24 protein-coding genes are annotated in these 20,213 nt (G+C 64.7%); 3 read left to right on the forward strand and 21 right to left on the reverse strand.

Annotated features, from left to right (window positions below):
• Positions 1–145 precede the first annotated feature (145 nt).
• The 8 genes from ACK4HL_RS19195 to ACK4HL_RS19230 all read right to left on the reverse strand — a co-directional run bounded on the left by ACK4HL_RS19195 (position 146) and on the right by ACK4HL_RS19230 (position 7,940).
• Positions 146–562 carry a hypothetical protein gene (locus ACK4HL_RS19195; protein WP_409764015.1) on the reverse strand — a complete coding sequence of 139 codons (417 nt, stop codon included), beginning with the start codon at positions 560–562 and terminating at the stop codon, positions 146–148.
• 18 nt (positions 563–580) lie between these two features.
• Positions 581–1,612 (reverse strand): major capsid protein, encoded by a 1,032-nt coding sequence (locus tag ACK4HL_RS19200; RefSeq protein WP_409764018.1) that lies wholly within the window; start codon positions 1,610–1,612, stop codon positions 581–583.
• A gap of 18 nt (positions 1,613–1,630) precedes the next feature.
• A complete protein-coding gene (locus ACK4HL_RS19205; RefSeq protein ID WP_409764021.1) occupies positions 1,631–2,002 on the reverse strand; it encodes a head decoration protein in 372 nt (123 codons plus the stop codon).
• A gap of 14 nt (positions 2,003–2,016) precedes the next feature.
• On the reverse strand, positions 2,017–3,357 hold the full coding sequence (locus ACK4HL_RS19210; protein ID WP_409764024.1) for a S49 family peptidase: 1,341 nt from the start codon (positions 3,355–3,357) through the stop codon (positions 2,017–2,019).
• Complete coding sequence (locus ACK4HL_RS19215; protein ID WP_409764027.1) at positions 3,357–3,608, reverse strand: hypothetical protein; 252 nt, start codon at positions 3,606–3,608, stop codon at positions 3,357–3,359. Before ACK4HL_RS19215 ends, ACK4HL_RS19210 begins: the two co-directional genes overlap by 1 nt.
• Entirely contained in the window at positions 3,605–5,233 is a 1,629-nt protein-coding gene (locus ACK4HL_RS19220; RefSeq protein ID WP_409764030.1) for a phage portal protein, read from the reverse strand. Before ACK4HL_RS19220 ends, ACK4HL_RS19215 begins: the two co-directional genes overlap by 4 nt.
• 4 nt (positions 5,234–5,237) lie before the next feature.
• Positions 5,238–7,334 carry a terminase gpA endonuclease subunit gene (locus ACK4HL_RS19225; RefSeq protein ID WP_409764033.1) on the reverse strand — a complete coding sequence of 699 codons (2,097 nt, stop codon included), beginning with the start codon at positions 7,332–7,334 and terminating at the stop codon, positions 5,238–5,240.
• Between the two features lie 120 nt (positions 7,335–7,454).
• Entirely contained in the window at positions 7,455–7,940 is a 486-nt protein-coding gene (locus ACK4HL_RS19230; RefSeq protein ID WP_409764036.1) for a hypothetical protein, read from the reverse strand.
• Between the two features lie 105 nt (positions 7,941–8,045).
• Between ACK4HL_RS19230 and ACK4HL_RS19235 the strand changes: the two genes are divergently transcribed.
• From ACK4HL_RS19235 to ACK4HL_RS19245, 3 genes are all read left to right on the forward strand, one after another.
• The gene (locus ACK4HL_RS19235) at positions 8,046–8,273 is read left to right on the forward strand and encodes a hypothetical protein (RefSeq protein ID WP_409764039.1); all 228 of its coding nucleotides are present in this window, start codon (positions 8,046–8,048) and stop codon (positions 8,271–8,273) included.
• Complete coding sequence (locus tag ACK4HL_RS19240; protein WP_409764042.1) at positions 8,263–8,454, forward strand: hypothetical protein; 192 nt, start codon at positions 8,263–8,265, stop codon at positions 8,452–8,454. Before ACK4HL_RS19235 ends, ACK4HL_RS19240 begins: the two co-directional genes overlap by 11 nt.
• Positions 8,455–8,552: 98 nt before the next feature.
• The gene (locus tag ACK4HL_RS19245) at positions 8,553–9,077 is read left to right on the forward strand and encodes a DUF3489 domain-containing protein (protein WP_409764045.1); all 525 of its coding nucleotides are present in this window, start codon (positions 8,553–8,555) and stop codon (positions 9,075–9,077) included.
• 106 nt (positions 9,078–9,183) lie between these two features.
• Here the strand turns inward: ACK4HL_RS19245 and ACK4HL_RS19250 are convergent, their stop codons facing one another.
• The 13 genes from ACK4HL_RS19250 to ACK4HL_RS19310 all read right to left on the reverse strand — a co-directional run.
• Entirely contained in the window at positions 9,184–9,432 is a 249-nt protein-coding gene (locus ACK4HL_RS19250; RefSeq protein ID WP_409764048.1) for a hypothetical protein, read from the reverse strand.
• Complete coding sequence (locus ACK4HL_RS19255; protein WP_409764051.1) at positions 9,432–10,679, reverse strand: DNA modification methylase; 1,248 nt, start codon at positions 10,677–10,679, stop codon at positions 9,432–9,434. Before ACK4HL_RS19255 ends, ACK4HL_RS19250 begins: the two co-directional genes overlap by 1 nt.
• A 161-nt stretch (positions 10,680–10,840) precedes the next feature.
• Positions 10,841–11,413 (reverse strand): hypothetical protein, encoded by a 573-nt coding sequence (locus ACK4HL_RS19260; protein WP_409764054.1) that lies wholly within the window; start codon positions 11,411–11,413, stop codon positions 10,841–10,843.
• 192 nt (positions 11,414–11,605) lie between these two features.
• A complete protein-coding gene (locus ACK4HL_RS19265; protein WP_409764057.1) occupies positions 11,606–12,166 on the reverse strand; it encodes a hypothetical protein in 561 nt (186 codons plus the stop codon).
• Positions 12,167–12,169: 3 nt separating this feature from the next.
• Positions 12,170–12,454 (reverse strand): DUF6378 domain-containing protein, encoded by a 285-nt coding sequence (locus tag ACK4HL_RS19270; RefSeq protein ID WP_409764059.1) that lies wholly within the window; start codon positions 12,452–12,454, stop codon positions 12,170–12,172.
• Entirely contained in the window at positions 12,451–12,939 is a 489-nt protein-coding gene (locus ACK4HL_RS19275; RefSeq protein ID WP_409764062.1) for a crossover junction endodeoxyribonuclease RuvC, read from the reverse strand. The genes ACK4HL_RS19270 and ACK4HL_RS19275 overlap by 4 nt, the downstream gene beginning before the upstream one ends.
• A 399-nt stretch (positions 12,940–13,338) precedes the next feature.
• On the reverse strand, positions 13,339–15,636 hold the full coding sequence (locus ACK4HL_RS19280; protein ID WP_409764065.1) for a PriCT-2 domain-containing protein: 2,298 nt from the start codon (positions 15,634–15,636) through the stop codon (positions 13,339–13,341).
• Positions 15,636–15,860, reverse strand: a complete 225-nt coding sequence (locus ACK4HL_RS19285) for a DUF6511 domain-containing protein (RefSeq protein WP_409764068.1) — start codon at positions 15,858–15,860, stop codon at positions 15,636–15,638. The genes ACK4HL_RS19280 and ACK4HL_RS19285 overlap by 1 nt, the downstream gene beginning before the upstream one ends.
• The gene (locus tag ACK4HL_RS19290) at positions 15,857–17,590 is read right to left on the reverse strand and encodes a DEAD/DEAH box helicase (RefSeq protein WP_409764071.1); all 1,734 of its coding nucleotides are present in this window, start codon (positions 17,588–17,590) and stop codon (positions 15,857–15,859) included. The genes ACK4HL_RS19285 and ACK4HL_RS19290 overlap by 4 nt, the downstream gene beginning before the upstream one ends.
• Positions 17,584–18,531, reverse strand: a complete 948-nt coding sequence (locus tag ACK4HL_RS19295; protein ID WP_409764074.1) for a PD-(D/E)XK nuclease family protein — start codon at positions 18,529–18,531, stop codon at positions 17,584–17,586. The genes ACK4HL_RS19290 and ACK4HL_RS19295 overlap by 7 nt, the downstream gene beginning before the upstream one ends.
• Entirely contained in the window at positions 18,531–18,893 is a 363-nt protein-coding gene (locus tag ACK4HL_RS19300; protein WP_409764077.1) for a hypothetical protein, read from the reverse strand. The genes ACK4HL_RS19295 and ACK4HL_RS19300 overlap by 1 nt, the downstream gene beginning before the upstream one ends.
• Positions 18,894–18,956: 63 nt before the next feature.
• Entirely contained in the window at positions 18,957–19,460 is a 504-nt protein-coding gene (locus ACK4HL_RS19305) for a DUF669 domain-containing protein (RefSeq protein WP_409764080.1), read from the reverse strand.
• A 24-nt stretch (positions 19,461–19,484) separates the two neighbouring features.
• Positions 19,485–20,213: ATP-binding protein (locus tag ACK4HL_RS19310; protein WP_409764083.1), on the reverse strand; the 729-nt coding region annotated here is incomplete at its 5' end.

A 20,213-nucleotide genomic window follows, 5' to 3' on the forward strand; every position in this document is an offset into this window, starting at 1 on the left:
GCTCGTGCAAAAACCCCGTAAAAGCGGAAAACCTTCCAGACCGGAGTTTTTTGGGTCGGTGCCGGGATTGGGGCATGTCCCACACGGGAACATGCCCCTCCCCCGCAATCGCCCCCCGCAATTTTTCGCTGCGGAACGCACACGCTCACTCGGCAACATCCTCCCGGACGAGAAGAAGGTTGAGATCGCCCATGCTGGTGGGATGAATGGCGGCGATGGCGTAGCACAGGCTGCCGCATCGCTCCGGCAGCCTGACCAGATCGCCCTTGGCAGGCCGGAACCCCAGTTCGGCAACCTGTGGGGCGGCAATCCAGAAGGCGGTCTGCTCGGAGACGAGTCGCGTCGTGCCGGTGAACTCCCCGCCCCGGCTTTGCCCTCGGAGGTCGGAGGCCGCAGCGAGGGCGGAGAAGATGCCCCTGACCTTCACCGCCATACGATCAGCGTCGACGGCGGCCTCGACATACTGGCTGTTCCGGCGCGGGATGAGTACGGCCTCTTCGCCGAACCCCTCCATGACCGCGCCAGATGCTAACGCGTCCAGGGTGTCAAAGGGCGAGGTCATGAATTACCCCGCCCCATCTCAGGTCCGCTTGGCCGGGATCAGCACGCGCGGGCGGGTGCAGTAGTGGAGCGCGTTCATCTGGAACTCCAGATTGACACCCTTGCCGTTCTGCATCTCCCACTGCTTGCCGTAGAGACGCTGGCCCGGCGTATTGACCGTCTCGATGTAGTCGGCCGGGCCATAGACCGTCCGGAACAGACCCGGCACTCCCATGGGGAAGAGATGGCACTTGTTGGTGTCGATCCCGACACTGCCGCCGCCGCGGTAGTTGGCCCAGGTGATGCCGCCGAAGTCAAAGGAGCCGTGAAGGCCGCCGGCGCCTGGATTGATATAGGCACCCCTCAGGCTCGCCGCGTCGGCATAGCCCTTGTAGGTGTCCCGCACCTCCTTGTGGGCGATGAGGTCGTCGAAGAAGGTATCGCCGCAGAGCGCCATGACGCCCGTGTAGGGGATTCCGTCGAGGGTCGCCGCCATCTGGCGGATGACGCCCGCACACTTCTTGCGGAGAACGCCCTCGGCCGGTGTGGCGTTGTCGAGGTCGAAGTCGATCTCTGCCGCAGGGGTCTCGCCAAACTCGGTGAAGTAGTCGAACAGCACCGCCCCGTCCGCGTCGAGCAGCCGCCCCGTCTTCAGGATGTTGATACGGTGGTATTCCTCGGTGAGGGCGAAGAACTGGGAGGCTTCCGCCGCGCGCTCGGCGATCTTGGACTGGAGACGCTCAACCGCCACCTCCTCGCCGAAAACGCGAACCTGCTGGACCTCGTCGGCATTGATGGCGTCATCCACCTGGAAGTGCGGGACCCTCAGGGTGCGCATGGAGCGCTTGCCCTTGCCGAAGGTCTGGCCCGGGCCGCCGCGGGGGCTTGCCTGGATCAGCATGCCGTTCTGGGCCTTGTCCTTCTCGATGGCGATATCGAGGGTATCGATGCTCACCGTCTGGAACAGGCCCATCTGGCCGATGGCCGAGGGGACATAGGAGATCTCGCGCAGCGCATCCGTGAGGCGCATGACGCTGAATGCGTCCTGGGTGAAGATATTGAGAATGGACATGTCTGGATTCCTCCGGGATCAGCGCACGATGACGCCGAGAGTGGCGAGGGCCGTGTTCGCAGCGGCCTTCTCGGCAGGCTGGTCACGGTCGGCATGGTAGGTGAGGCACTTGCCGTTCACCTCGGCGTCGCGAACGATGGCTGAGACGGCGACATCGGCAGCAGATGCATCGGCGCCGTAGATGGCAATGGCAGCCGGCACCTCACTGCCGTCGCTGGCGCCGACAGCGCTGGCGATGTATTTGCCGCTGGCGGTGACCTTGCCGAGGACGGTGCCGGCCGCGATGATGCCGGCCCCGCTGGCGATGGTGATGGCCTCGCGCGAGCGCTGGCCGTTGGCTTCCGAGAGGATGAATTCCCCCGGGTGCCGGGTTTCGACGAGAACGGTCATGTCTGTTTCTCCTCTCAAGTCCGTGCGAAGCGGCGGTTGGCGTTGGCAATCGCCCGCTTCCAGCCTTCCTCGGCGCGCGCGGTGGGGTTGGGACGGTCATCACGGTTCGAGCCGAACTCAGGGCCTGCAGCCGCACGCTGGGCGAGCGCCTCGACACGGGACTCTTTCGGGGACGCCGCGAGGATCTTCTCGGCCTCGGTCACGGAAAGGGCCGTCTCGGTCGCCAGCATGAGGGCCTGCTTCCCTCGCCCTTCGGCGGCCTCGCAGTTGACAATGGCGCGGATGCGGGCGCGCTCTTCCAGGCGCGCGGCAGCAACTGCCTCGTCCAGCCTTGCAGGAGGCTGCGGTGCCGGCGCGTCCAGCCGCGCGGGTTGTGCCAGTGCAATTGGTGCCGCCGGGGCTGCTTCCGCAGCTACAGCAATGTCTTCGGTGCTCATGGATATCCCTCCTTTGCGAGCGGTACGCCCGGATGGGCGGGTGGTCTGTGAAAGCGAGGCCAGCACCTCGTCGAAGCTGGCGATGCGGTCGGCGAGGCCGAGGCGGACGGCATCCACTCCGATGAAGGTGCGGGCCTCCGTGGCGCGCGCCATGTCGGCTGTCAGTTTCCGGCCGCGGCCCGCAGCGACCGTGTCGAGGAACTGGCGGTAGTGCGCATCGACGCTGGCCTGCAGGTCGGCGCGCACAGCGTCCGAGAGCGGCTCGAACGGGTTGCCGTCGACCTTGTGGCTGCCGGCGAAGATGAGCGTGGGCTTCACGCCTTGCGCGGCCAGTTCGCCCGAGCGGTCGGCATGCAGCATGACGACGCCGATGGAGCCGAGGATCGAGGTCGGCGAGATCACGATTTCGCTGGCTGCGCTGGCCAGCCCAAAGGCGGCCGAGGCCGCCATGTCGTTGACGAATGCGGTGACGGGCTTGGTCTGACGGACCGAACGGATCAGATCCGCCAGGCCCGCCATGCCGGCGGCTTCACCGCCGGGCGAGGAGATGTCGAGCAGGACCGACCGTACCTCCGGGTCCGATCCCGCCGCACGCAATTGGGCTGCAATCCCCTCGTAGCTGGTAAGCCCCGACCGGCTGTCGAGCCACGCGCCGCGATTCACCAGCGTGTCGAGTACCGGGATGATGGCGACGCCGTCCGCGGTGCGCATCATGGACGAGCTGCCGTCCGCGCGGCGCGATGAGCCGGTGAAGCGGTTCGCGTCCGGTGATTCGACTGTGTCATCCAGGGAGAAGAGTTCGGCATCGATGCCGATCCTCCCGCTCAAGGCCCCCAGAATGATCTGTGCCTTGGCCGGGTGGATGAGGAGCGGCGTGTTGAGCAGGCGGTCACTGAGACGCAAGAGCTGTCCGGGCATCACAGACCTCCCGCGCGCAGGCCGTAACGGCGGCGCAGGCCACCGGTCCGCCCGCAGAACGCTTCGAGCCGCGACAGCTCCGCACGCAGTGCGCCGAGATCCGTGCGGCCGTACTGGACCTTGCGCCGCACGCCATTTCCGGCATCGAACTCAATGAGTTCCGGGCGCCTGCCCTCGAGCAGCGCGTAATAGGCTTCGCGGATCCGTGGCAGCACTGCGCACGGATCGGCATAATCGGTGATGATGGTCATTGCTGTGAGCTGTCCTCGGAGGGATCCTGCGCGGCAGGGTCTTCGGCGGGTTCTTCAGATTGGTCGCCGGAAGGGGTGGTGATTCCCTGGTACTGATGATCGGGCAGACCATAAGTCTCGCGGAGCGCCTTCTCACGCGCGCGCTGCGCATAGACGTCCTCGATGTCGTGGCCGAGGTCTTCGGCAATGGCCGCATCCGTCATGACGCCGAGCCGGCACCAGATCTCATGCGCCTTGGCCATTTTGAGATCGTCCGCCTGCGGCTTCGGCGCTCCCCGCCAGATCGCACGGGACGCTGCAGAGCGGTTGGCGAGGAAGCCATCAAGCCCGCGGGGGAACGGAATGCCGCCCCGCGCGATCTCCTCCTCAAGCCAGGCTTCGTAGACAGCGGTGCAGAAGGGACCCAGAATATGAGCGCGGCGGTAGAGCGTGATCTGGAAGATTTCGCCGGATGCCATGCGGACGCTGGAATATGTGGCATTGGTATAATCCGCCGTGGCGCTCTCATAGGTGAGCCCAATGCAGCGGGCGAGTTCCCGGAGCAGATGGGCAGCGAAGTCCCTGTAGTCCGAATGCGGATGCTGGGCCCGGTGAAGTTCGAGCTTCTGGCCCGGAAAGAGATGGGCAATCCGACCGTTGATGCCGAGATTGATGGTGGCGTTGTCGTACCAGCCCGACTGGGCCTGAATGTAGGCATCCCAGGGCGAGATCCCGCTGGCCGAGAGCCGCGCCTGTTCCTGCGGGGTCAGCAGGCCTGAGAGAACTTCCTCCGTCGGTTCATCCGAGGTGATGGAGGCCGCGAAGACCGTCTGCAGGATCGCCGCCGTCAAGGTGGCGTCCGACAGCTGGTCGAACTGCCGGGCGACCTGCAGCGCGGGCGTCAGCGGGCTGATGCCCCTGACCTGCCCCGGCATGCCGTCGAAGACATGGATGACGCGCGCGCGTCCGAGGGCATCACGGGCCGCAACCTCGTATTCCTGCGTGTACCCGTTCAGCAGATCCTTGCGGGTTGCCAGATAGGAGACGGGCAGCCCGTCAGGATCCATGCGCACGCCCTGCACCATGCCGCGCAGCTTGTCGTTTCGGCGAACAATGCGGTGGGACGGCACAAGCCGGACCTTGGTGCCGTAGCGGCCACCAGGGCGTTCACGCCATGGCAGTTCCGCCCAGATCTCGCCGGTGGCGAACCACGAGCGGAAGGCTGCGGCCTGCAGGAGGCCGAACGACCGCCTCCCCTCGATGTCGCATTCGTAGGGCTTTTCCGCCCAGAGGCTCCAGCGCTGCTCGACGGTCTGAGCCCAGCTTTCCGCCTCGGCATTGCTCATACCGAAGAGATCATTCTCCGGCATGGCCTTGAGGCGAAGCCCGGTCCCGACAGTGTTGGCCACTGCCTGGTCGATGGCTCCAGCCATCCACCCGGAGTTCTGGATCAGGTCGATGGTGCGGGCCGCTGCGAGGTCCCACGATGACCCAACATCGTCAGCGGCTTCCCGAAGTGCCGGCCGCCAGCCGCCGAACACAACGCCGCGATTGCCGCGCATGAAGTCGGCACGGATGGCGGGACGCGGGACGGATCTCGCGCGGGACGGCGCAAACCAGTCCCGCACCCGCTCCATCATGCCCATGGAATCACCTGTTCAGTCGTGACGAAAGGCCTGCGAAGCGTGACCGCAGGTCCGGCATTGCCGCCGCAGCAAGAGCCACGACCGGCTTGTCCCGAACCGTGGCTTCGTCATTGTCAGTGTCACGTCCAGTCTCAGGGCCGGGGTCAGCACCGCGGTTCGCCCTCGTCACGCCGTCCGGAATGCGCTGGACGTTCAGCGAGTAGCCAATCGCCATGGCAAGGGCCTCGCAGTCGAGATAGTGGTTAGCCCGCGACTTCTGCACCCATTGCGGCTTGCCGGTGGCGCCGTCGACCACGCGAACTTCCGAGACGAGCTGCTTCGCATAGTCCTCATCGATATCGTCGGGCACGATGAAGGAGCCCGGCTGGTCGAGAGGTGTCCGGATCCGCGAGACCAGCAGCGACTTGAAGAAGTCGGTCGAGAGCCAGACCAGATCGATGGAATAGGACGCCTTCTTGCCCTTTGCCGTCACTTCGATCTTCGACACGCGGTAGGGTGGCGACATGGTCGAGCGGCCCTTGGTCGGTGAGACCAGCCAGGGATAGCGCCTCGTGAACTCATAGACCTTGTGCTCGTCGCCTGCGTCCGGCTTGTTCGGCCGGAACCCTGAGTCGACGAACACCCGTTCGATCTGCAGCCCTGCGATGGGCGAGAGCATCAGGTCGGCAAGGGCGTTCCACACCTCGTCATCGTCGGTTGGCCCATAGAGCTGCCCCCGGTCGATGAGCCAGGAACGGCCCCGGGCCCCGAAGCCACGGATGGTATAGTAGAGTGACAGCTTCTGCACATCGACAGCCATCCCCAGGCGCAGGACGCCATCGGGCACGTCCTTCAGCCGGTAGGGCTGCCGCCGCTGGAGGATCTCCTGCCAGTCGAGCGCATCCCGCCCCGCTGCCGGGGTGAAGCATTCGCCGAAGCCGGCATTCAGCGCCGTCTGCACCTGGTCGGGATCGCCCGAAGCGAGCGCCCGAACGTAGCGCTCGATCCGCGTGCCCCAGGAAACGAAGGGGCTGGCCAGCCCGCTCGCCCAAAAGCTGATGACCGCATTCTCAGGCGGCTCCCCCAACACCTCGCCGTTTTCAGTCCACTGTCCCGGCGCCACGTAAATGCCCCGGGCATTCATCTCCTGCTTGTCGCCATCCTGGTGCAGCCCGCCACAATGCGGGCACTGCAACTGGGCCGCCTTGGACGCTTCTGAGGGCGTGGCATTTTCCGGCCAGCGCATCTGCTCGAAGCGCGGCACGAAGTATTTGTCGCAATGCAGGCACGGCCAGCAGAAGTGATGCCGGGTTCCGGACTGCCAGAGTTTCCAGATGGCGCTCTCGACCGCCTCGGGCTGGGCAGGCTTCCAGAAGCGCAGGCCGCTTTTCTCGTCCAGTTCGGTTTCGATGAGGCCGCGAGACGGTGTGGACGTGATAGCCGTCACGAAGTCGGCATAAGTCTCGCCTCGGGCTTCGACCAGGCCCAGCGGATCGCCCTGCCCCTTCACGTTCGCCAGCATCTCGTCGTACTCGTCGACCAGCGCCAGCGCCGCGGGGCTTGATTTGAGAGCAGCCGATGATCCTGCATGGGCAAGACGGACAGGAACACCTGCGACGATCTTCAGCGTTTTCTTCATGCGCTTGCCGCGCACAACCTTGGCTGACAGCGTCTCCGCCTCGTCCAGAAGGCTCATCAGCCGCGGCTCGAACTGGTCGGTCAGGAAGTCCCTGATCGGACCCACGTACAGGACCGGTGCCGGACGCTGGTCGAGACGTGCTCCCATGATATCGAGCAGTGACTCCGATTTTCCAGACTGGGCAGCGCACACCATGACGACGCGCTTGTACGCTCCGCCATGCACTGCGCGGGCCATCGGCACCATGTAGGGCGTCAGCCACGGATCCCGAGGACCGGGTAAACCGGACGTCTCAGGGTAGACCCGGTTGAGACGTGCCCACTCGTCAGGCGGCAGCTTCGGCGCGGGCCGGAGAATGGCTTCGGCCAGCCTCCAGGCCTTCAGTCTTTTCTGCGGCTCGCTTGGGAAAGCACGCGTGGACGGCTTCAAGGTCCGGGGCATGCCCGTCTGGCTCCGGCAACACGGGCGCTGCCACGCCAGCATGGCGAAGGACTCCTTGCCATCCCAACGATCCTTTCATTGCAAAACTCACAAGGAAAGGATTTGCCGATATCCTTTCTTTAGTGTCGCTCACGGACAGCGCAGGGTCTTTCCAGCACCCCTCTAGGTAACGCTCGCTGCGTGGCCTCGGCCAGCCTCCAGGCTTTCAGCCTTTTCTGCGGCTCGCTGGGAAAGGCGCGAGAGGACACCATCGATCTCTGTTTCAACCTTCTGGCGCTCGGCCACGATGCGCGTCAGCCGCGCCGGGAGCCCCGCAAGCCCCGATCTCACCATGCCGGCCAGTTCCGCCATGTCGTTCAGCGCGTCCTCGACCGGGATCAGTTCCCGCGAGCGCTCAGCGATCCGAAGTTCGATCTCGAGTGCGCGCGCATCCCGCACCCGGCTGTCTGCGGCCGATTTGGCCGAACGGCGCTCATCGTCCTTGAGGTACCGAAGATATCCCTGGACAGCACCCACGAGTTGCACGAAGCCACGCTTCTCTGGCTTCGGGATGAAGCCCTGCTTCACCAGCTGCCGGATGCGCTCCTCCGAGATCATCAGCAGCCGCGCAGCCTGGCCGATGGGGATCAGGCCTGCGTGTTCAGCCATGGGCCCCGGCCTCCGCTAACATGATCAAGAATGATAGGATTACAAAGCTATTCAGCTTGTCTTCCGCCGAACATGAAGCATTCATGGCTCCTGCAATGGAGGCACATGATGCGCAGACCAGCACGGGACACAAGAAAGGCGATCGACGCCTACATCGCCAAGAAGGCGGAGATCGACGCGATGCTCGCGAGGATCTCAAGGCTCAGCGAGGACCATTTCGGCGCGGATCCCGGCAAGGTGAACTGGGGCGATGTCGGCACCCTCGAGGATTACGCCCGCCACCTCCGACGCATCACTGACGCCGCCTTCCGGGAGGGCGAACATGCCGAATAGCAGACCCATCCCCGCCCCCATCCAGATGTTCGACTATGGCCTCGGTATCTTTGGCCGCACCATCGTGTGCTACCGGACGGGAGACGAATTCTTCCTCTACGGTGTCACCGCGAGCGGCGATCCAAGAGTTCTGCCGAGCCTCGGCATGGCAAGAGAGGTCGCAGCTTCAGCACTCCCCTGATCGCGCAGCCCCCGCTCCTCCGCCCCGCCACAAGCGCGGGGCCCGGGGTCGTAGGAGCCGGAGATCATTTCGGCCCACAAACCCACGGAGCAGACCCCATGACGAAACTCACCGACACCCAGCGCGTGATCCTCAGCGCCGCCTCGCAGCGCACCGACCGCCTCGCACTCCCTCTCCCCAAGAGCCTCAAGGGTGGCGCGGCACACAAGGTCGTCAATGCCCTGATCGAGAAAGACCTCCTCAAGGAGGTGAAGGCCAACCGCAAGCTTGGTGATCCCGTCTGGCGCGAGAGCGGCGAGGGTCACGGCCTGACGCTGATCATCACCGAAGCCGGGCTTACCGCCATCGGCATAGAGGTTGAGCCTCAGAAGACCAAAACTCAGATGCAGGCACCGAAGCCCGTCTCCACCGAGCGCAAGATGCGCGAGGGCACGAAGCAGGCGCTGGTGATCGAGATGCTGCGGCGCCCCCAGGGAGCGACGATCGCCGAGATCGTCGAAGCCACATCTTGGGCCGCCCACACGACCAGAGGCTTTTTGGCCGGCGCGTTGAAAAAGAAGCTCGGCCTCGCCATCGACTCCGAAAGGGAGGAAACAAGAGGTAGAGTGTACCGTCTGGCCTGACCACCCGCACAGAAAAGACGAGCCACCAGTCGGGGAACTGGTGGCTCTTTCAAATCAGGGCCGCTGGGTGGTTTACCAGCCCTGATCAATGGTCGGATCCGAATGGTTAACGAATCGTTAATTTCCTCTGGTCGCGGCGAGGAGATGCCCCCCACGCCCCGTTGAACAACCGGCGGATGGCAAAGCTGCGAACCAGGGACACGCCGACGAAGAAGCAACCGATGAGCAGATTTTCGCTCAGCGATGCATGCAAGCCGAACAGGGGGAACACGATGATCTGCGTCAGCACAGCGAGGCCATAGCCCACCACGATGTTGGTGACCGCCTCCACTAAGGATAGCCAGCGTGACTGCATCAGGCGGCATCCTTCGACTTGGGCTTGCGTGCGACCTTCAGGTCGTCGAAGGTCCGATCCTCGCCATCGAGCACCGCCTTGTTGCCTGTGTAATCCTGCCAGCGCTGGACGATGACATCGACGTATTTGGGGTCGAGTTCCATCAGCCGCGCCGCGCGGCCGGTGCGTTCGGCTGCAATGAGCGTGGTCCCTGATCCGCCGAACAGGTCGAGGACAATGTCCCGGCTCTTGGAGGAATTGGTGATGGCCCGTTCCACCAGTTCCACCGGCTTCATGGTGGGGTGGAGATCGTTCACCCGAGGCTTGTCCACGAACCAGACGTCACCCTGATCGCGGGCGCCACACCAGTAGTGCTGGCTGCCGTCCTTCCAGCCATAGAGGATCGGCTCGTATTGGCGTTGGTAATCGGCCCGACCGAGGGTGAAGGTGTTCTTGGCCCAGATGATGAAGGTCGACCACTTGCCGCCGGCGTCGGTGAAGGCCTTCTGCAAGGTGTGTAGCTCAGACGAGCTCATGCAGATGTAGCAGGCCCCCTTGGTCACCATCAGCAGGTTGACGCAGGTGTCGTAGAGAAACTGGTAGAAGCCCTCGCCCAGGGCGTCGTTGAGGATGCGCCGGTCTTTGCCGCGCATCTTGTCCTTGGCCGAGTTCCCGTAATCGACGTTATAGGGTGGATCGAGCGTCGCCATGTCCGCCAGCTGGCCGCCCATCAGCTTCTCGACATCCGTCATCACGGTGGAGTCGCCGCAGAGCAAGCGGTGGTCGCCAAGGATCCATAGGTCGCCCGGCTTGCTGACCGGGACCAAGGGAACTTCCGGCGCCTCGTCCGGATCGGTGAGACCTTCGATCTGTTCGGCCCCCAACAGCTTGTCCAGTTCCTCTGAAACGAAGCCGGTCAATGCCAGGTCGAAATCGTCGAGCTTCAGGTCGCCGAATTCCAGCCGCAGCAGCTCGTCGTCCCACTCGGCATTCTCGTGAGACCGATTGTCCATGATGCGGTAGGCCTTGGCCTGCGCCGGGGTCAGGCCGTCAGCCACATGCACCGGGATGGTCTTGAGCCCCAGCTGCTTGGCGGCCTCGAGCCGCGTATGCCCGACGATCACCACCAGCTTCTCATCCACCACGATGGGCTGGCGGAAGCCAAACTCGGCGATGGACGCCTTCACGGCGTCGATGGCGGCAGTGTTGTTGCGGGGATTCCGGGCATAGGGCACCAGGCTCTCCACCGGCATGTCGGTGACGATCATCGGACCCCCTGACCCTGAACGGAAATGCCCGTTTTCCGGGCGTTTCAGCGCAAGCTATTCAAAACAAAACGGAAAAATGGAAACCAGAAAAACGCTCGAAAACCGGGCCGCCGCGCCAGCGCTACTCAGAACCCCGCAATGGGGCTCCTAGCCCCGCCCCCCTACGCACGACTACGATTACGCGGGAGCCCTCGGAAGCCCGCTCCAGCCAGCATCATTTCGATCAGGCGTGCCGACTCCTTCAGCACGCGAGGATGCTGATCGGTCCATGCGGCATACGCTTCGTCACGCAGCATCTCGACGGGGACCGCAGGACCCCAAAGCTGCTCGATCGGAAAGCGCGCCTTGCCTGTGCGCTTGAACACGCCGCCACCGTAGCGCTTGACCACGAAGGCGGAGCGGAAGGTCTGCGCCCTGCCCCATATCTTCGCGCGTACGCCGTAGGAGAACTGCTTGGCGCCGAAGAAGGACAAGGGAAGGTGACGGCCAGTGCCCGAGGTCACGGTCGACATCGTGTTGCGGGTTGCGGACTGGAAGCGTGTCGCAGCGTTGACGGCGCCACGCGGGATGGACGACTGCCGGGCGAGCGAGCGACGCAGCTGGGTGAAAGACTTGCGGCCTTCCTTGTTCAGCGCCATCGAGAAGGCACGGCGGGCTTCGCCTTCGCCAAGACGCGTGCACGCCGCTTCGAAGCGGATCCTGACATCGTCGGCCTCGAGGAAGCGAACCCGCATGACGACCCTCCAAAACGAAAAGCGCCCAGAGAACTCATCTCCAGGCGCAATTCTAATCCTTCAATATCGGAACTTTTAGCCGCGTCGCAGTTCCGCGTCAAGCGTTTTCTTCAATTTTTTCATCATGATAAGCGCCTCACAATAGTGCGCACCCGCGAGAAGCGCTGCGTACTCCTGTCGTGTGGATAACTCTCATCGCAGCCTGAACAACCGGACCAGCGCGTTCAAGGCGACGCGCAGATTCCCGATATCCTCCTCCGACCAGTGCAGCGCATCCTCGTCGGTGCAGATCACGCGATGCACGAGCAAGGTCGGCCGCCGGCCGCGCGACATGCGCTGCTCGCGGTCGCAAACGTCGAGCACATCGGTAGCATCGCCGAAGCGGCGCTTGAGCTTCTCGATGACCTCCAGCACCGGTTCGCTCGGGCTTGAGCCGAAGATGCCCCCGTTGATCAGCAGACCAGCCACAGACCGCGGGCTCGGCGATGGCAAACCGAACACCGCATGGTGCTGCTGATAGAGCTCAGCAAACGCCACACCTGCCTGGTACTGGCTCTCGCTGATCAGCTCGCGGAAGGCGAGACGGCCCAGCGCAGTTCCAAGCCTCTCGTCCTTTGCCTGCTTTGCCGTCACGCCAAAGTGGCGCCGCCGCGCATCGAGGGCAACACTCATGGCATCCCTCTCCATTTCCTGTCTGGTGCGCTTGCCGCAGGCGTAGCGCTTGCCGGGCTTCCTCTTGCGTCCACGGGCCATGGCTCACCTCCCCTCCGGCTTGGCGGTTTCGCTCAAATCGCGCAGCAGCGCCGCGTAGCCGCAAACATCCACTGCCGAATCCTCGTGGCTCGGATCGTGAGCGAGCCGCGCCAGCTTCAGGTCAAGGAGGCACAGGACCACCTGCGCAGGGGTGATCTCGCGCCCCAGCGTGGCCGACCACCGCGCTGCGATGGCCGCCATGCTGCCACTCGCGTCGCCGTATTGGGTGCTCCGCTCAGCGATCACATTGGCGACGTGCTTGAGGAACTTCTCCGCTGGAGTGCTCATGCCACACCACCGTTCGTCTCGATGGCCCAGAGCAGGATGGCGATGGCATCCGCCTCGTTGTCGTCAGCCGGCTCAAAGCCGCGCGCGCGCATGGCATCGATGACCGCCTGCTTGTCAGCGTTACCCTTTCCGCACGCGTGCCTTTTCCAGGTGCCCACCGGCACGCCGCTGTAGGGGATGCTCTGCCCCTCGCACCAGGCGGTCAGCGTGGCAAGCAGTCCGCCGTAGACGTGGCTGGCATCGGTACCGAGATGCCGCCGCACCGCTTCGTAGTAGACGGCATCGATGCCTCCGGCGATATCCAGCGTCTGGTCCAGCCACTTGCCGAAGCGCAGGTAGCGCATGCCGCCACCCTCGAATCGGCTGGGCCGGAATTCGGCCGTGCCGTGGACGATCCGGCAGCGGCTGGTGCGGACAGCCCAGCCGGTGGTGCTTCCCAGATCGAGCGCTAGGATACTCGCGATATGTTCAGGGGAACGGGTCATGACGACCTCCTCTTCGGGTTAGCGGCCGGGGCGAAGCCGCCGTCCGGTGAGGGAGGCGCATCGCCCGGACCCGAAAGGGGTCTGGTCAGGTCATCCGCAGGGCGGAAAAGCCGTCCGGCGGGTTCTTTCATGGCTTCAAGAGGCACCTCTTGAAGGAAGTCGGCCTCCAAGCCCTTGGAATGGCTGGGGTCCTCTACTTATTTATATTATTATTATTTTATATAGGTAGGAGTCTATTCTATTTATACCGCGCGCGTACACGCGAGGTAGTACTCTATTCCCTTTGAAAGATTGAAAGAAGGGGGCGATGCTTTTTTCTCAAGCGATTTTCGCATGTTAGACCTGATCTTTCTTATTCATGGCAGAGGTGGCGGTTTGAAAGAACCTGCAGGCGCCGCTTCACCTCACGAGCCGGAAGACCATGGCCTTGCGTCCCGCGGTGTTACGCATGACCGGCATGATATCCCCGCTCTCGATCAACGTGGCCAGGATATCATCGCGGTCTCGCGCTTTCAGCCACTGCGAGGCCCGGGTGATTTCGGATTTGGAGACGCCTTCGCTGCCCGCCGCACGAATGATCTCCCGGATGCGCTTGAGATGAGCTTCGGTCTCGGTATCGGCGACATGACGCTCGACCGCGTCCATGGTTCGCTTTGCGAAGTGCCGCACGAAGCCGATGGCCCATTCGGTATCGCGGAGTTCGATCACAGGCCGCGACGGATCGCGCCCAACGGCAACGATCAGCGCCAGCTTCATGGCGTTCTCGCCGATGCGCGCGAGGATCGCCGTATAGGCCGTCCCCGAGGCGGCGCGCAATTCCTCCGTCAGCTGTACGCTCAGGCCCGCGAAGCACGCCTTCGCCTCGTCCGTCATGGGGACGATGGCGGGGTTCACGGCGGTGTTGGGGCCCGATGTGACGCCCGACAGATTGCCGCGCTGGAGCCCCCCGCCTTCCGCGATGCGCTGAAGCCCCTGGATCAGCGCCGCCGGCGCCTGCCGGAGTCCCGCGGCAAGATTCTCGTCGGGGTAATCCTCATCGCTCGGCAGGATGATGAAGCGCGCCAGCGAGCCGTCGACGACATTGGCGCCCTGCAGCGCGCCCCAGAAATGCAGGGGCGTTGTCGTGCCGTAGAGGCAGAGACAAGGCTGGACGATGTCCCGGCGCTCGTTCATGCCGTCCCGGTTGGCATATTCGGCACCGAGGAAGATGCCACCGGCCGCCGTGTAGAGTTCGGTCATGTTGTCGAGGATCTCGGTAATGTGCCGGGGACTGCGCTTCCGGTCCGCTGCGGCGGAGAGAAACATGCCAAACTCGTCGATCTGGAACAGGATCGCGGGCTGCCGGTGGAGAGCCGTCAGCAATCCCGCGCCCGAGGCGATCTTGTTGCCGCCGAGATGATTGGCGAGCCCCGCCTCGAAGAACACCTCGTTGACGATCTCGCGGGCGTGATTCTTGCCCGAGCCGCTGTCGGCGATGCCCACGACATAGAGATTCGAACGGAGATTGCTCTCGGTGCGGTAGAGCCTTCCCATCAGCGCGCCGATGGCGCAGAGGCTTGCGCCCAGCGACAGCAGTGGCTGGGGACGCCGGGCGGTGGCGATCATGTAGCTGGCAAGATCGCCCACCAGGCCGTCCGGCATGACCAGATCGAAGGGCGCCGCGGGCCGTTCCTCGGCAACAGACTGCTCCGCCTCCGCCGCAGCCTGCCTGGTGAGGCGGGCGAGCATGGCGGCTGCCGGATGCTCCTCGCCCTCCTCCCGCGCGCCGTCGAGCACGAGGCCGGGCTCGGGCTGCCAGCCGCGCTCCATGGCGAGGTGATAGATCGTTCCGGCCCCGATACGATCCGGATGGAAGCTTTCCCAAGCCTTCTCCGTCGTGGCGGGATCGTTCTTGGCGGCCTGCGCCGACCATGCGGCGAAGAGGCTGCCGCCTTCCTCACCGAGTGCACCTTTCAGGGCCATGCCGATGCGCATCCAGCTGTCATAATCGAGTTCGGTATTGGGGATATGCCGAAGCGCCGCCTCGATCGCGGGAAGCGTTCCGGCCTGACTGTGCCCATTGGCAGAATGACCTTGCGGCCCAGCGCCGTTGCTGTTGCCGTTGAGGCTGTTCTGCCGCAGATCGGGCGGCAGGAGCGCGTGCGCCTCCTCCAGGAAAGCGCGGGCCGCCGCCTCCCCGATCTCCGGAAGCTGCGAGAGGTCGAGATCCGCCAGCCCCTCCTCCGGCCAGCAATAGGGCGCACCCGTGTCCGGATGATCGGCATAGGCGAGAAACTGCTGCCCAAGGCACAGCACCTCCAGCGGATGTCGCTTGATCCCCCGGAACGGCTCCGCCGTGCGATAGACCAGCATGCGCTTGGGTGCCTTGCCGATCCTGAGCGCAGGCGTATCGCCCAGCCGCTCACGTGCCAGCTTTTCCACCCGCAGCGCCAGCTCGGCATCCTCGCGGATGTCGATGTCGAGTGCGGCAACCGCACCGCCGACGATGCCGATGCCGCAGCCGGGCCACTTCGACCAGGTCGCCACCTCGACTTCGGTGGTGGGCCGGGCCGCGTGGCGGTTCCACTCGCCGTAGTCATGCCACTTGCCGCGCGCATGACGGCCGGGTTTCTTGGTGCCGGGCTGGATCGGCAGGATCGTGTAGCCATTGTCCAGAAGCTGCGCGCCGAAACGCGCCATGTGGGATTGGGCAGTCATCAGAAGGGTACCTCCGCGGTCATGGAATCGAGACGGGCGCGGTCACGGGCGGCGAGATCGCGCAGATGGTCGCAGTAACCGGTGACGACCGCCTCGACGAAGCAGTCCCACTCGGTGGAATCGAGGGCGGCGAGATCGGTCTTGCCGATGCTCTCGAGATATTCGCCGCCCATGCGGCCGCCATTTTCCATGGCGGCTTTCTCGTTCGGGGTCGGGTCGATCATGCCTTTCCTCCCGTGACAGATGTTCTGGCAGAGCCGGCTGCAGAGCCGTTTCCGGCTGGCGTCGCGGCGGGGGTCCGATACGGGGAAGGCTGCATCGAACCAGCCATGGTGACGGGCTTGCCGGTGGCAGACGGCGCAGAGGCCGGGGATGGACATGCTTCGAACCTCGCGCGCTTGACCTCGAAGAAACGGCCCACGGTCTCGACCATGATGGCGGATGGGCGCCTGAGCTCGGCCCGGCGGGCGAGCGCCTCCGCGACGCTGAACGGGAACGGGGTTCCCGGCGCGCGCAGCTGCCACCACTCCTCGGCCTTGCGCCGCGCATAGCCGGAGTGCTCGAAGCAGACCCATTCGGAGTAGGCGGAAAGCCCGCAGCGGTAGGTCACCCGAAGCGAGGGCAGCCCGCCCGCCTTCTCGTGCCGGACGTACATGACGTCGGTCACCGCAAGCCATGGCGGGTGCTTCGGCGACAGCACCGGCAGTGTCGCCGCCGTCGGCGCAATCTTGACCTGCCGCGCCGGAAAGACGAAGCCGCAGTCCGGGCATTCGCTGGCGGCGAGCGGAACGATGCTGTCGCACTCCGGACAGACCTTGGTGGGCGCCACGCCGTCACCACCCTCGCCGGGCCGTTTCGGGCGCACCAGGTCGATGGGACCATGGCGGCTGACATTGCCGGCGAAGTCGAGGACCAGGCAGTTCTCCTTGCCCGGCGCCAGCCGCGTGCCGCGCCCCGCCATCTGGACGTACAGCCCGGCGGACTTGGTGGGCCGCAGCATGGCGATGAGATCGACTGCCGGTGCGTTGAAGCCGGTGGTCAGCACGCCCATCGAGGCGAGGGCACGGATCTCCTGACGCTTGAAAGCGGCAATGATGCCATCCCGCTCGTCCTTCGGGGTGTGGCCGAAGATCGTTTCGCAGCTGATGCCATGCCTGCGGAACTCCTCCGCGATATGGCGGGCGTGATCGACGCCGGAGCAGAAGGCCAGCCATGACTTGCGATCTTCACCATAGGTGATGATCTCGGAAACAGCCGCGCGCGTGATTTCCTCCTGGTCGACCGCCGCCTGCAGCTCGCTGGCGATGAACTCGCCGCCGCGGCTGCCGACACCGGCAACATCGAGCTTCGTCTTCGGCTGCTTGCTGACCAGCGGGCAGAGGTAGCCACCGTCAATCAGGTCGCGGACCGAGACCTCGTAGGCGATGTCGGTGAACAGCGCTCCATCGCCCTCGTGCAGCATGCCGCTGTCGAGACGGTAGGGTGTCGCCGTGAAGCCGATCACCTTGAGTTTCGGGTTGATGGCGGTGAGTTCGCCGAGGAAGCGCCGGTACATGGTGGCGGAGGCGACCGGGATCAGATGCGCCTCATCGATGAGGACGAGGTCGCAGTGACCGATTTCCATCGCACGGCGATGTACGGACTGGATGCCGGCGAACAGGATGCGCGCATCCGCCTCGCGCCGCCCGAGCCCGGCGGAATAGATCCCCGCCGGAGCCTCGGGCCACAGGCCGATCATCTCTGCATGGTTCTGGGCGATCAGCTCCCGCACATGCGTGATGATGAGGATGCGCTGGTCGGGCCAGACCCTGAGGACGCCCTCGGAGAAGGCGGCCAGCACCAGGCTCTTGCCCCCGGCTGTCGGGATCACGATGAGTGGGTTGCCCTTGTGATCCTCGAAATAGGCGTAGATCGCACCGATCGCCGCCTGCTGGTAGGGACGGAGGCTCAGCATGATGTTACCTCCTTCTCGGCGCGCGCGTCATTGACCCAGGTGGCGCCGTCCTTCATGCGGTAGGCGACATGATCGTCGCCCACATCGGTCACCTCGCCGGGAACCAGATCGGGAATGAACAGATGCCTTTTGCAGGCGCTGCGCTGCTCCTGCGAAGTCTGCATCCGGTCATGACGGGCGCAGTGCCAGCCGCCCTCGACCGGCGTGGCGTGAAGGCAGGTGCGGCAGTTCACGGCCGCGGCCCCACCGCCATGGCAGACGTCGTGGTGCGCGCACATGCGGCACTCGTACCAGGCGGGATCCTCGCTGAGGCGCGGCGGCGGACACTGGGCGGAGATAACCCGGCCCGCCTTCTCGAGCAGCCGCTCGGCAAACGCCTTGTCGACATCGACCCTCTCGATGTGCAGCGCGTCGGTGTCCTTGCACACCGCGACGTAGAGCGCGCGGGTGATGCCGGTCAGATGCATGTAGACCTGCATCTGCGCCGCATGCTGGGGCTTGGAGGCGACGACGCCCTTGGCCACCAGATCGGCGAAGCTCTTGACCGAGTGGGTCTTGAACTCGAGCACGTGCCAGGTTTTAGGCGCCTCGAGGAGGCCGATTGCCACGCCGTCGAGCGATCCGCCGAAGTGCCCGCCATGCGCCTCGACGCGGAACTGGCGGCCAGTTTCGGGATCGACCTCGAGCACGGTGGCGCCGGTCGCACGGAGATTGCGCACGAGGCGCTCCTCTTCCAGCTGTCCCGTCTCGAAGAGGCGGAGAAGCCGGCCGGGATGCCGCGAGGCCGTCACCCAGCGGAAATCGTACCAGAGGGCGCGGGCACAGCTCTTGCCGATCATCGAGGCGCCGAGGTGATCGCGGAAGCCGTCGCCCTGCTCTGCCTCATAGGCGGCATAGATCGCCGAAAGCGTCGGCGTGGGGGGTGCGGGAAGCTCTGCCATCACGCGCCCTCCCCTTCACTGCGAAGCCTCGCCTCGGCAAGAACGGCGGCCCAGGCTTCCTCGTCATGGCGCTCGCGCAGCACGCCGATCAGGGCGTCTTTCATCGCCTCGCGGCGGCGCTGCCCGGTGCGGAGAGCGAGAAGCTCCGCACGCTCGCGGCACAGGTGCCGCAGTGCGGTGCGCGCCTTGTGAAACCAGTCGGGGTCAATAGGCTTGCGCTGCTTCTGGCGCGCCAGATCGGCGGTGGCGATCTGGGTGCGGATCCTGGCAATGGCATCGTCGAGTTCGATCAGGCGCAGTCGGGCATCGGGAAAGCCGGGGGCGTTTGCGGCCGCGAGGGCCGCACTGGACAGGTCTGTCATGTGAATTCTCTCAGTTGGAGGGAGGGTGCTGCCGCAGCCGTCGGGCCCCAGCAGCTATGGTCATCAAGCCTTCTTGTTCCAGGGCGCCGAAGCGATCTTCGCCGGGGCGGCCGGCGCAGCGGCGGCTGACGCGGGCTGAGGCTTCACCGACGCGGCGGACGGGACCCCGTCCTTCGGCACGAGGTAGCGGATCGCGTTGCGCTCGCCGTAGCCGTTCTTGGGCGGTTTCACCGTCACCTGGATGGTCATCGGGATGAGATGCAGTTCTTCGCTGTCGGTAACCTGCAGCTTGCCGGTGGCATGGCAGATGGCGGAGAGCGCACGCTGGGCGATCTCGACCGTGGTCGGGTTCTGGTTGACGAGGTTCAGCTGGTCGAACACCTTGCGGCCCTTGTAGGGACCCTCGAGAATGTCGAGCATGAGCCAGAGGAACTGGCCCATGCCATTGCTGGTCACCCGCATCTCGCTCTCGATGATCTGGGCCACATACTTGCCCGCGGGCAGCACATCGTAGCCTGCTGCGGGTTCGATGCCGGTTGCGTCGAAGGAATTGTCGAAACGTGCCATCTGTCTTCTCCTGTCAGGGCTGGATCACTTGGGCTGGGGCATGGCCTTGACGAACTCCGACCAGTCGAGGGGCAAGGTCTCAGGGAGTTCGTAACGGTTCTTGGCGAGGAAGGCGGGACGCTCCTCGGTGTGCATGACGCGCTTGCCAGTGCCGAGGGCGCGCGCCACTTTCTTGTTGAAGCCGACTTCTGACTTTGCGATCGACAACTGGTAGTTGGCGAAGAGCACGATATCTGAGTGCTCCTGCAACAGGGCAGCAGCGCGCGCCTGAAGCTTGATCACGTAGCGATCGTAAGGTTCGTGCTCAGGGCTGTCGAAGCGCTTGATGTCGGTGTGCGCGATCTGCAGCACCGCCATGCCCTTTTCGTCACGCAGCGCATTCAGCTTGTCGATGTATTCGCGCCAGATGTTGACGGCCTCGGCATAACCCTTGCCGAAGCCCGGGGTCTCGATCGACGACCAGTTATTGCGCTTGCAGGCTTCGGCCCAGATCAGGGGCTCCAGCCAGTCGACGCTGTCGACCACCACGGTGCGATAGTCATGTTCTTCCGTCCGCAGCGCCTCGAGGGCCTCCGACACATCGGCGTAGCTCGTCGCCAGCGGGAAATGCGGCACCTGCAGCTTGCCGAGCCCGTCCTCCGTCATGATGAAGACGGGCGAGTCGGCCTTCGCGGCGAAGGTGGATTTGTCGACGCCGGCCACGCCGTGCATCAGGATGCGCGGCGGCTGGAGCGCGGTGCTCTTGCGGAGAGA

The organism is Aestuariivirga sp. (assembly GCF_046294715.1).
GTDB lineage: Bacteria > Pseudomonadota > Alphaproteobacteria > Rhizobiales > Aestuariivirgaceae > Aestuariivirga.

What these genes read in the sequence shown, in the direction of transcription:
- ACK4HL_RS19195 (WP_409764015.1), bottom strand. Translation starts at nt 562, where the DNA reads ATGACCTCGCCCTTTGACACCCTGGACGCGTTAGCATCTGGCGCGGTC.
- ACK4HL_RS19200 (WP_409764018.1), bottom strand. Translation starts at nt 1,612, where the DNA reads ATGTCCATTCTCAATATCTTCACCCAGGACGCATTCAGCGTCATGCGC.
- ACK4HL_RS19205 (WP_409764021.1), bottom strand. Translation starts at nt 2,002, where the DNA reads ATGACCGTTCTCGTCGAAACCCGGCACCCGGGGGAATTCATCCTCTCG.
- ACK4HL_RS19210 (WP_409764024.1), bottom strand. Translation starts at nt 3,357, where the DNA reads ATGCCCGGACAGCTCTTGCGTCTCAGTGACCGCCTGCTCAACACGCCG.
- ACK4HL_RS19215 (WP_409764027.1), bottom strand. Translation starts at nt 3,608, where the DNA reads ATGACCATCATCACCGATTATGCCGATCCGTGCGCAGTGCTGCCACGG.
- ACK4HL_RS19220 (WP_409764030.1), bottom strand. Translation starts at nt 5,233, where the DNA reads ATGGGCATGATGGAGCGGGTGCGGGACTGGTTTGCGCCGTCCCGCGCG.
- ACK4HL_RS19225 (WP_409764033.1), bottom strand. Translation starts at nt 7,334, where the DNA reads ATGCTGGCGTGGCAGCGCCCGTGTTGCCGGAGCCAGACGGGCATGCCC.
- ACK4HL_RS19230 (WP_409764036.1), bottom strand. Translation starts at nt 7,940, where the DNA reads ATGGCTGAACACGCAGGCCTGATCCCCATCGGCCAGGCTGCGCGGCTG.
- ACK4HL_RS19235 (WP_409764039.1), top strand. Translation starts at nt 8,046, where the DNA reads ATGATGCGCAGACCAGCACGGGACACAAGAAAGGCGATCGACGCCTAC.
- ACK4HL_RS19240 (WP_409764042.1), top strand. Translation starts at nt 8,263, where the DNA reads ATGCCGAATAGCAGACCCATCCCCGCCCCCATCCAGATGTTCGACTAT.
- ACK4HL_RS19245 (WP_409764045.1), top strand. Translation starts at nt 8,553, where the DNA reads ATGACGAAACTCACCGACACCCAGCGCGTGATCCTCAGCGCCGCCTCG.
- ACK4HL_RS19250 (WP_409764048.1), bottom strand. Translation starts at nt 9,432, where the DNA reads ATGCAGTCACGCTGGCTATCCTTAGTGGAGGCGGTCACCAACATCGTG.
- ACK4HL_RS19255 (WP_409764051.1), bottom strand. Translation starts at nt 10,679, where the DNA reads ATGATCGTCACCGACATGCCGGTGGAGAGCCTGGTGCCCTATGCCCGG.
- ACK4HL_RS19260 (WP_409764054.1), bottom strand. Translation starts at nt 11,413, where the DNA reads ATGCGGGTTCGCTTCCTCGAGGCCGACGATGTCAGGATCCGCTTCGAA.
- ACK4HL_RS19265 (WP_409764057.1), bottom strand. Translation starts at nt 12,166, where the DNA reads ATGGCCCGTGGACGCAAGAGGAAGCCCGGCAAGCGCTACGCCTGCGGC.
- ACK4HL_RS19270 (WP_409764059.1), bottom strand. Translation starts at nt 12,454, where the DNA reads ATGAGCACTCCAGCGGAGAAGTTCCTCAAGCACGTCGCCAATGTGATC.
- ACK4HL_RS19275 (WP_409764062.1), bottom strand. Translation starts at nt 12,939, where the DNA reads ATGACCCGTTCCCCTGAACATATCGCGAGTATCCTAGCGCTCGATCTG.
- ACK4HL_RS19280 (WP_409764065.1), bottom strand. Translation starts at nt 15,636, where the DNA reads ATGACTGCCCAATCCCACATGGCGCGTTTCGGCGCGCAGCTTCTGGAC.
- ACK4HL_RS19285 (WP_409764068.1), bottom strand. Translation starts at nt 15,860, where the DNA reads ATGATCGACCCGACCCCGAACGAGAAAGCCGCCATGGAAAATGGCGGC.
- ACK4HL_RS19290 (WP_409764071.1), bottom strand. Translation starts at nt 17,590, where the DNA reads ATGCTGAGCCTCCGTCCCTACCAGCAGGCGGCGATCGGTGCGATCTAC.
- ACK4HL_RS19295 (WP_409764074.1), bottom strand. Translation starts at nt 18,531, where the DNA reads ATGGCAGAGCTTCCCGCACCCCCCACGCCGACGCTTTCGGCGATCTAT.
- ACK4HL_RS19300 (WP_409764077.1), bottom strand. Translation starts at nt 18,893, where the DNA reads ATGACAGACCTGTCCAGTGCGGCCCTCGCGGCCGCAAACGCCCCCGGC.
- ACK4HL_RS19305 (WP_409764080.1), bottom strand. Translation starts at nt 19,460, where the DNA reads ATGGCACGTTTCGACAATTCCTTCGACGCAACCGGCATCGAACCCGCA.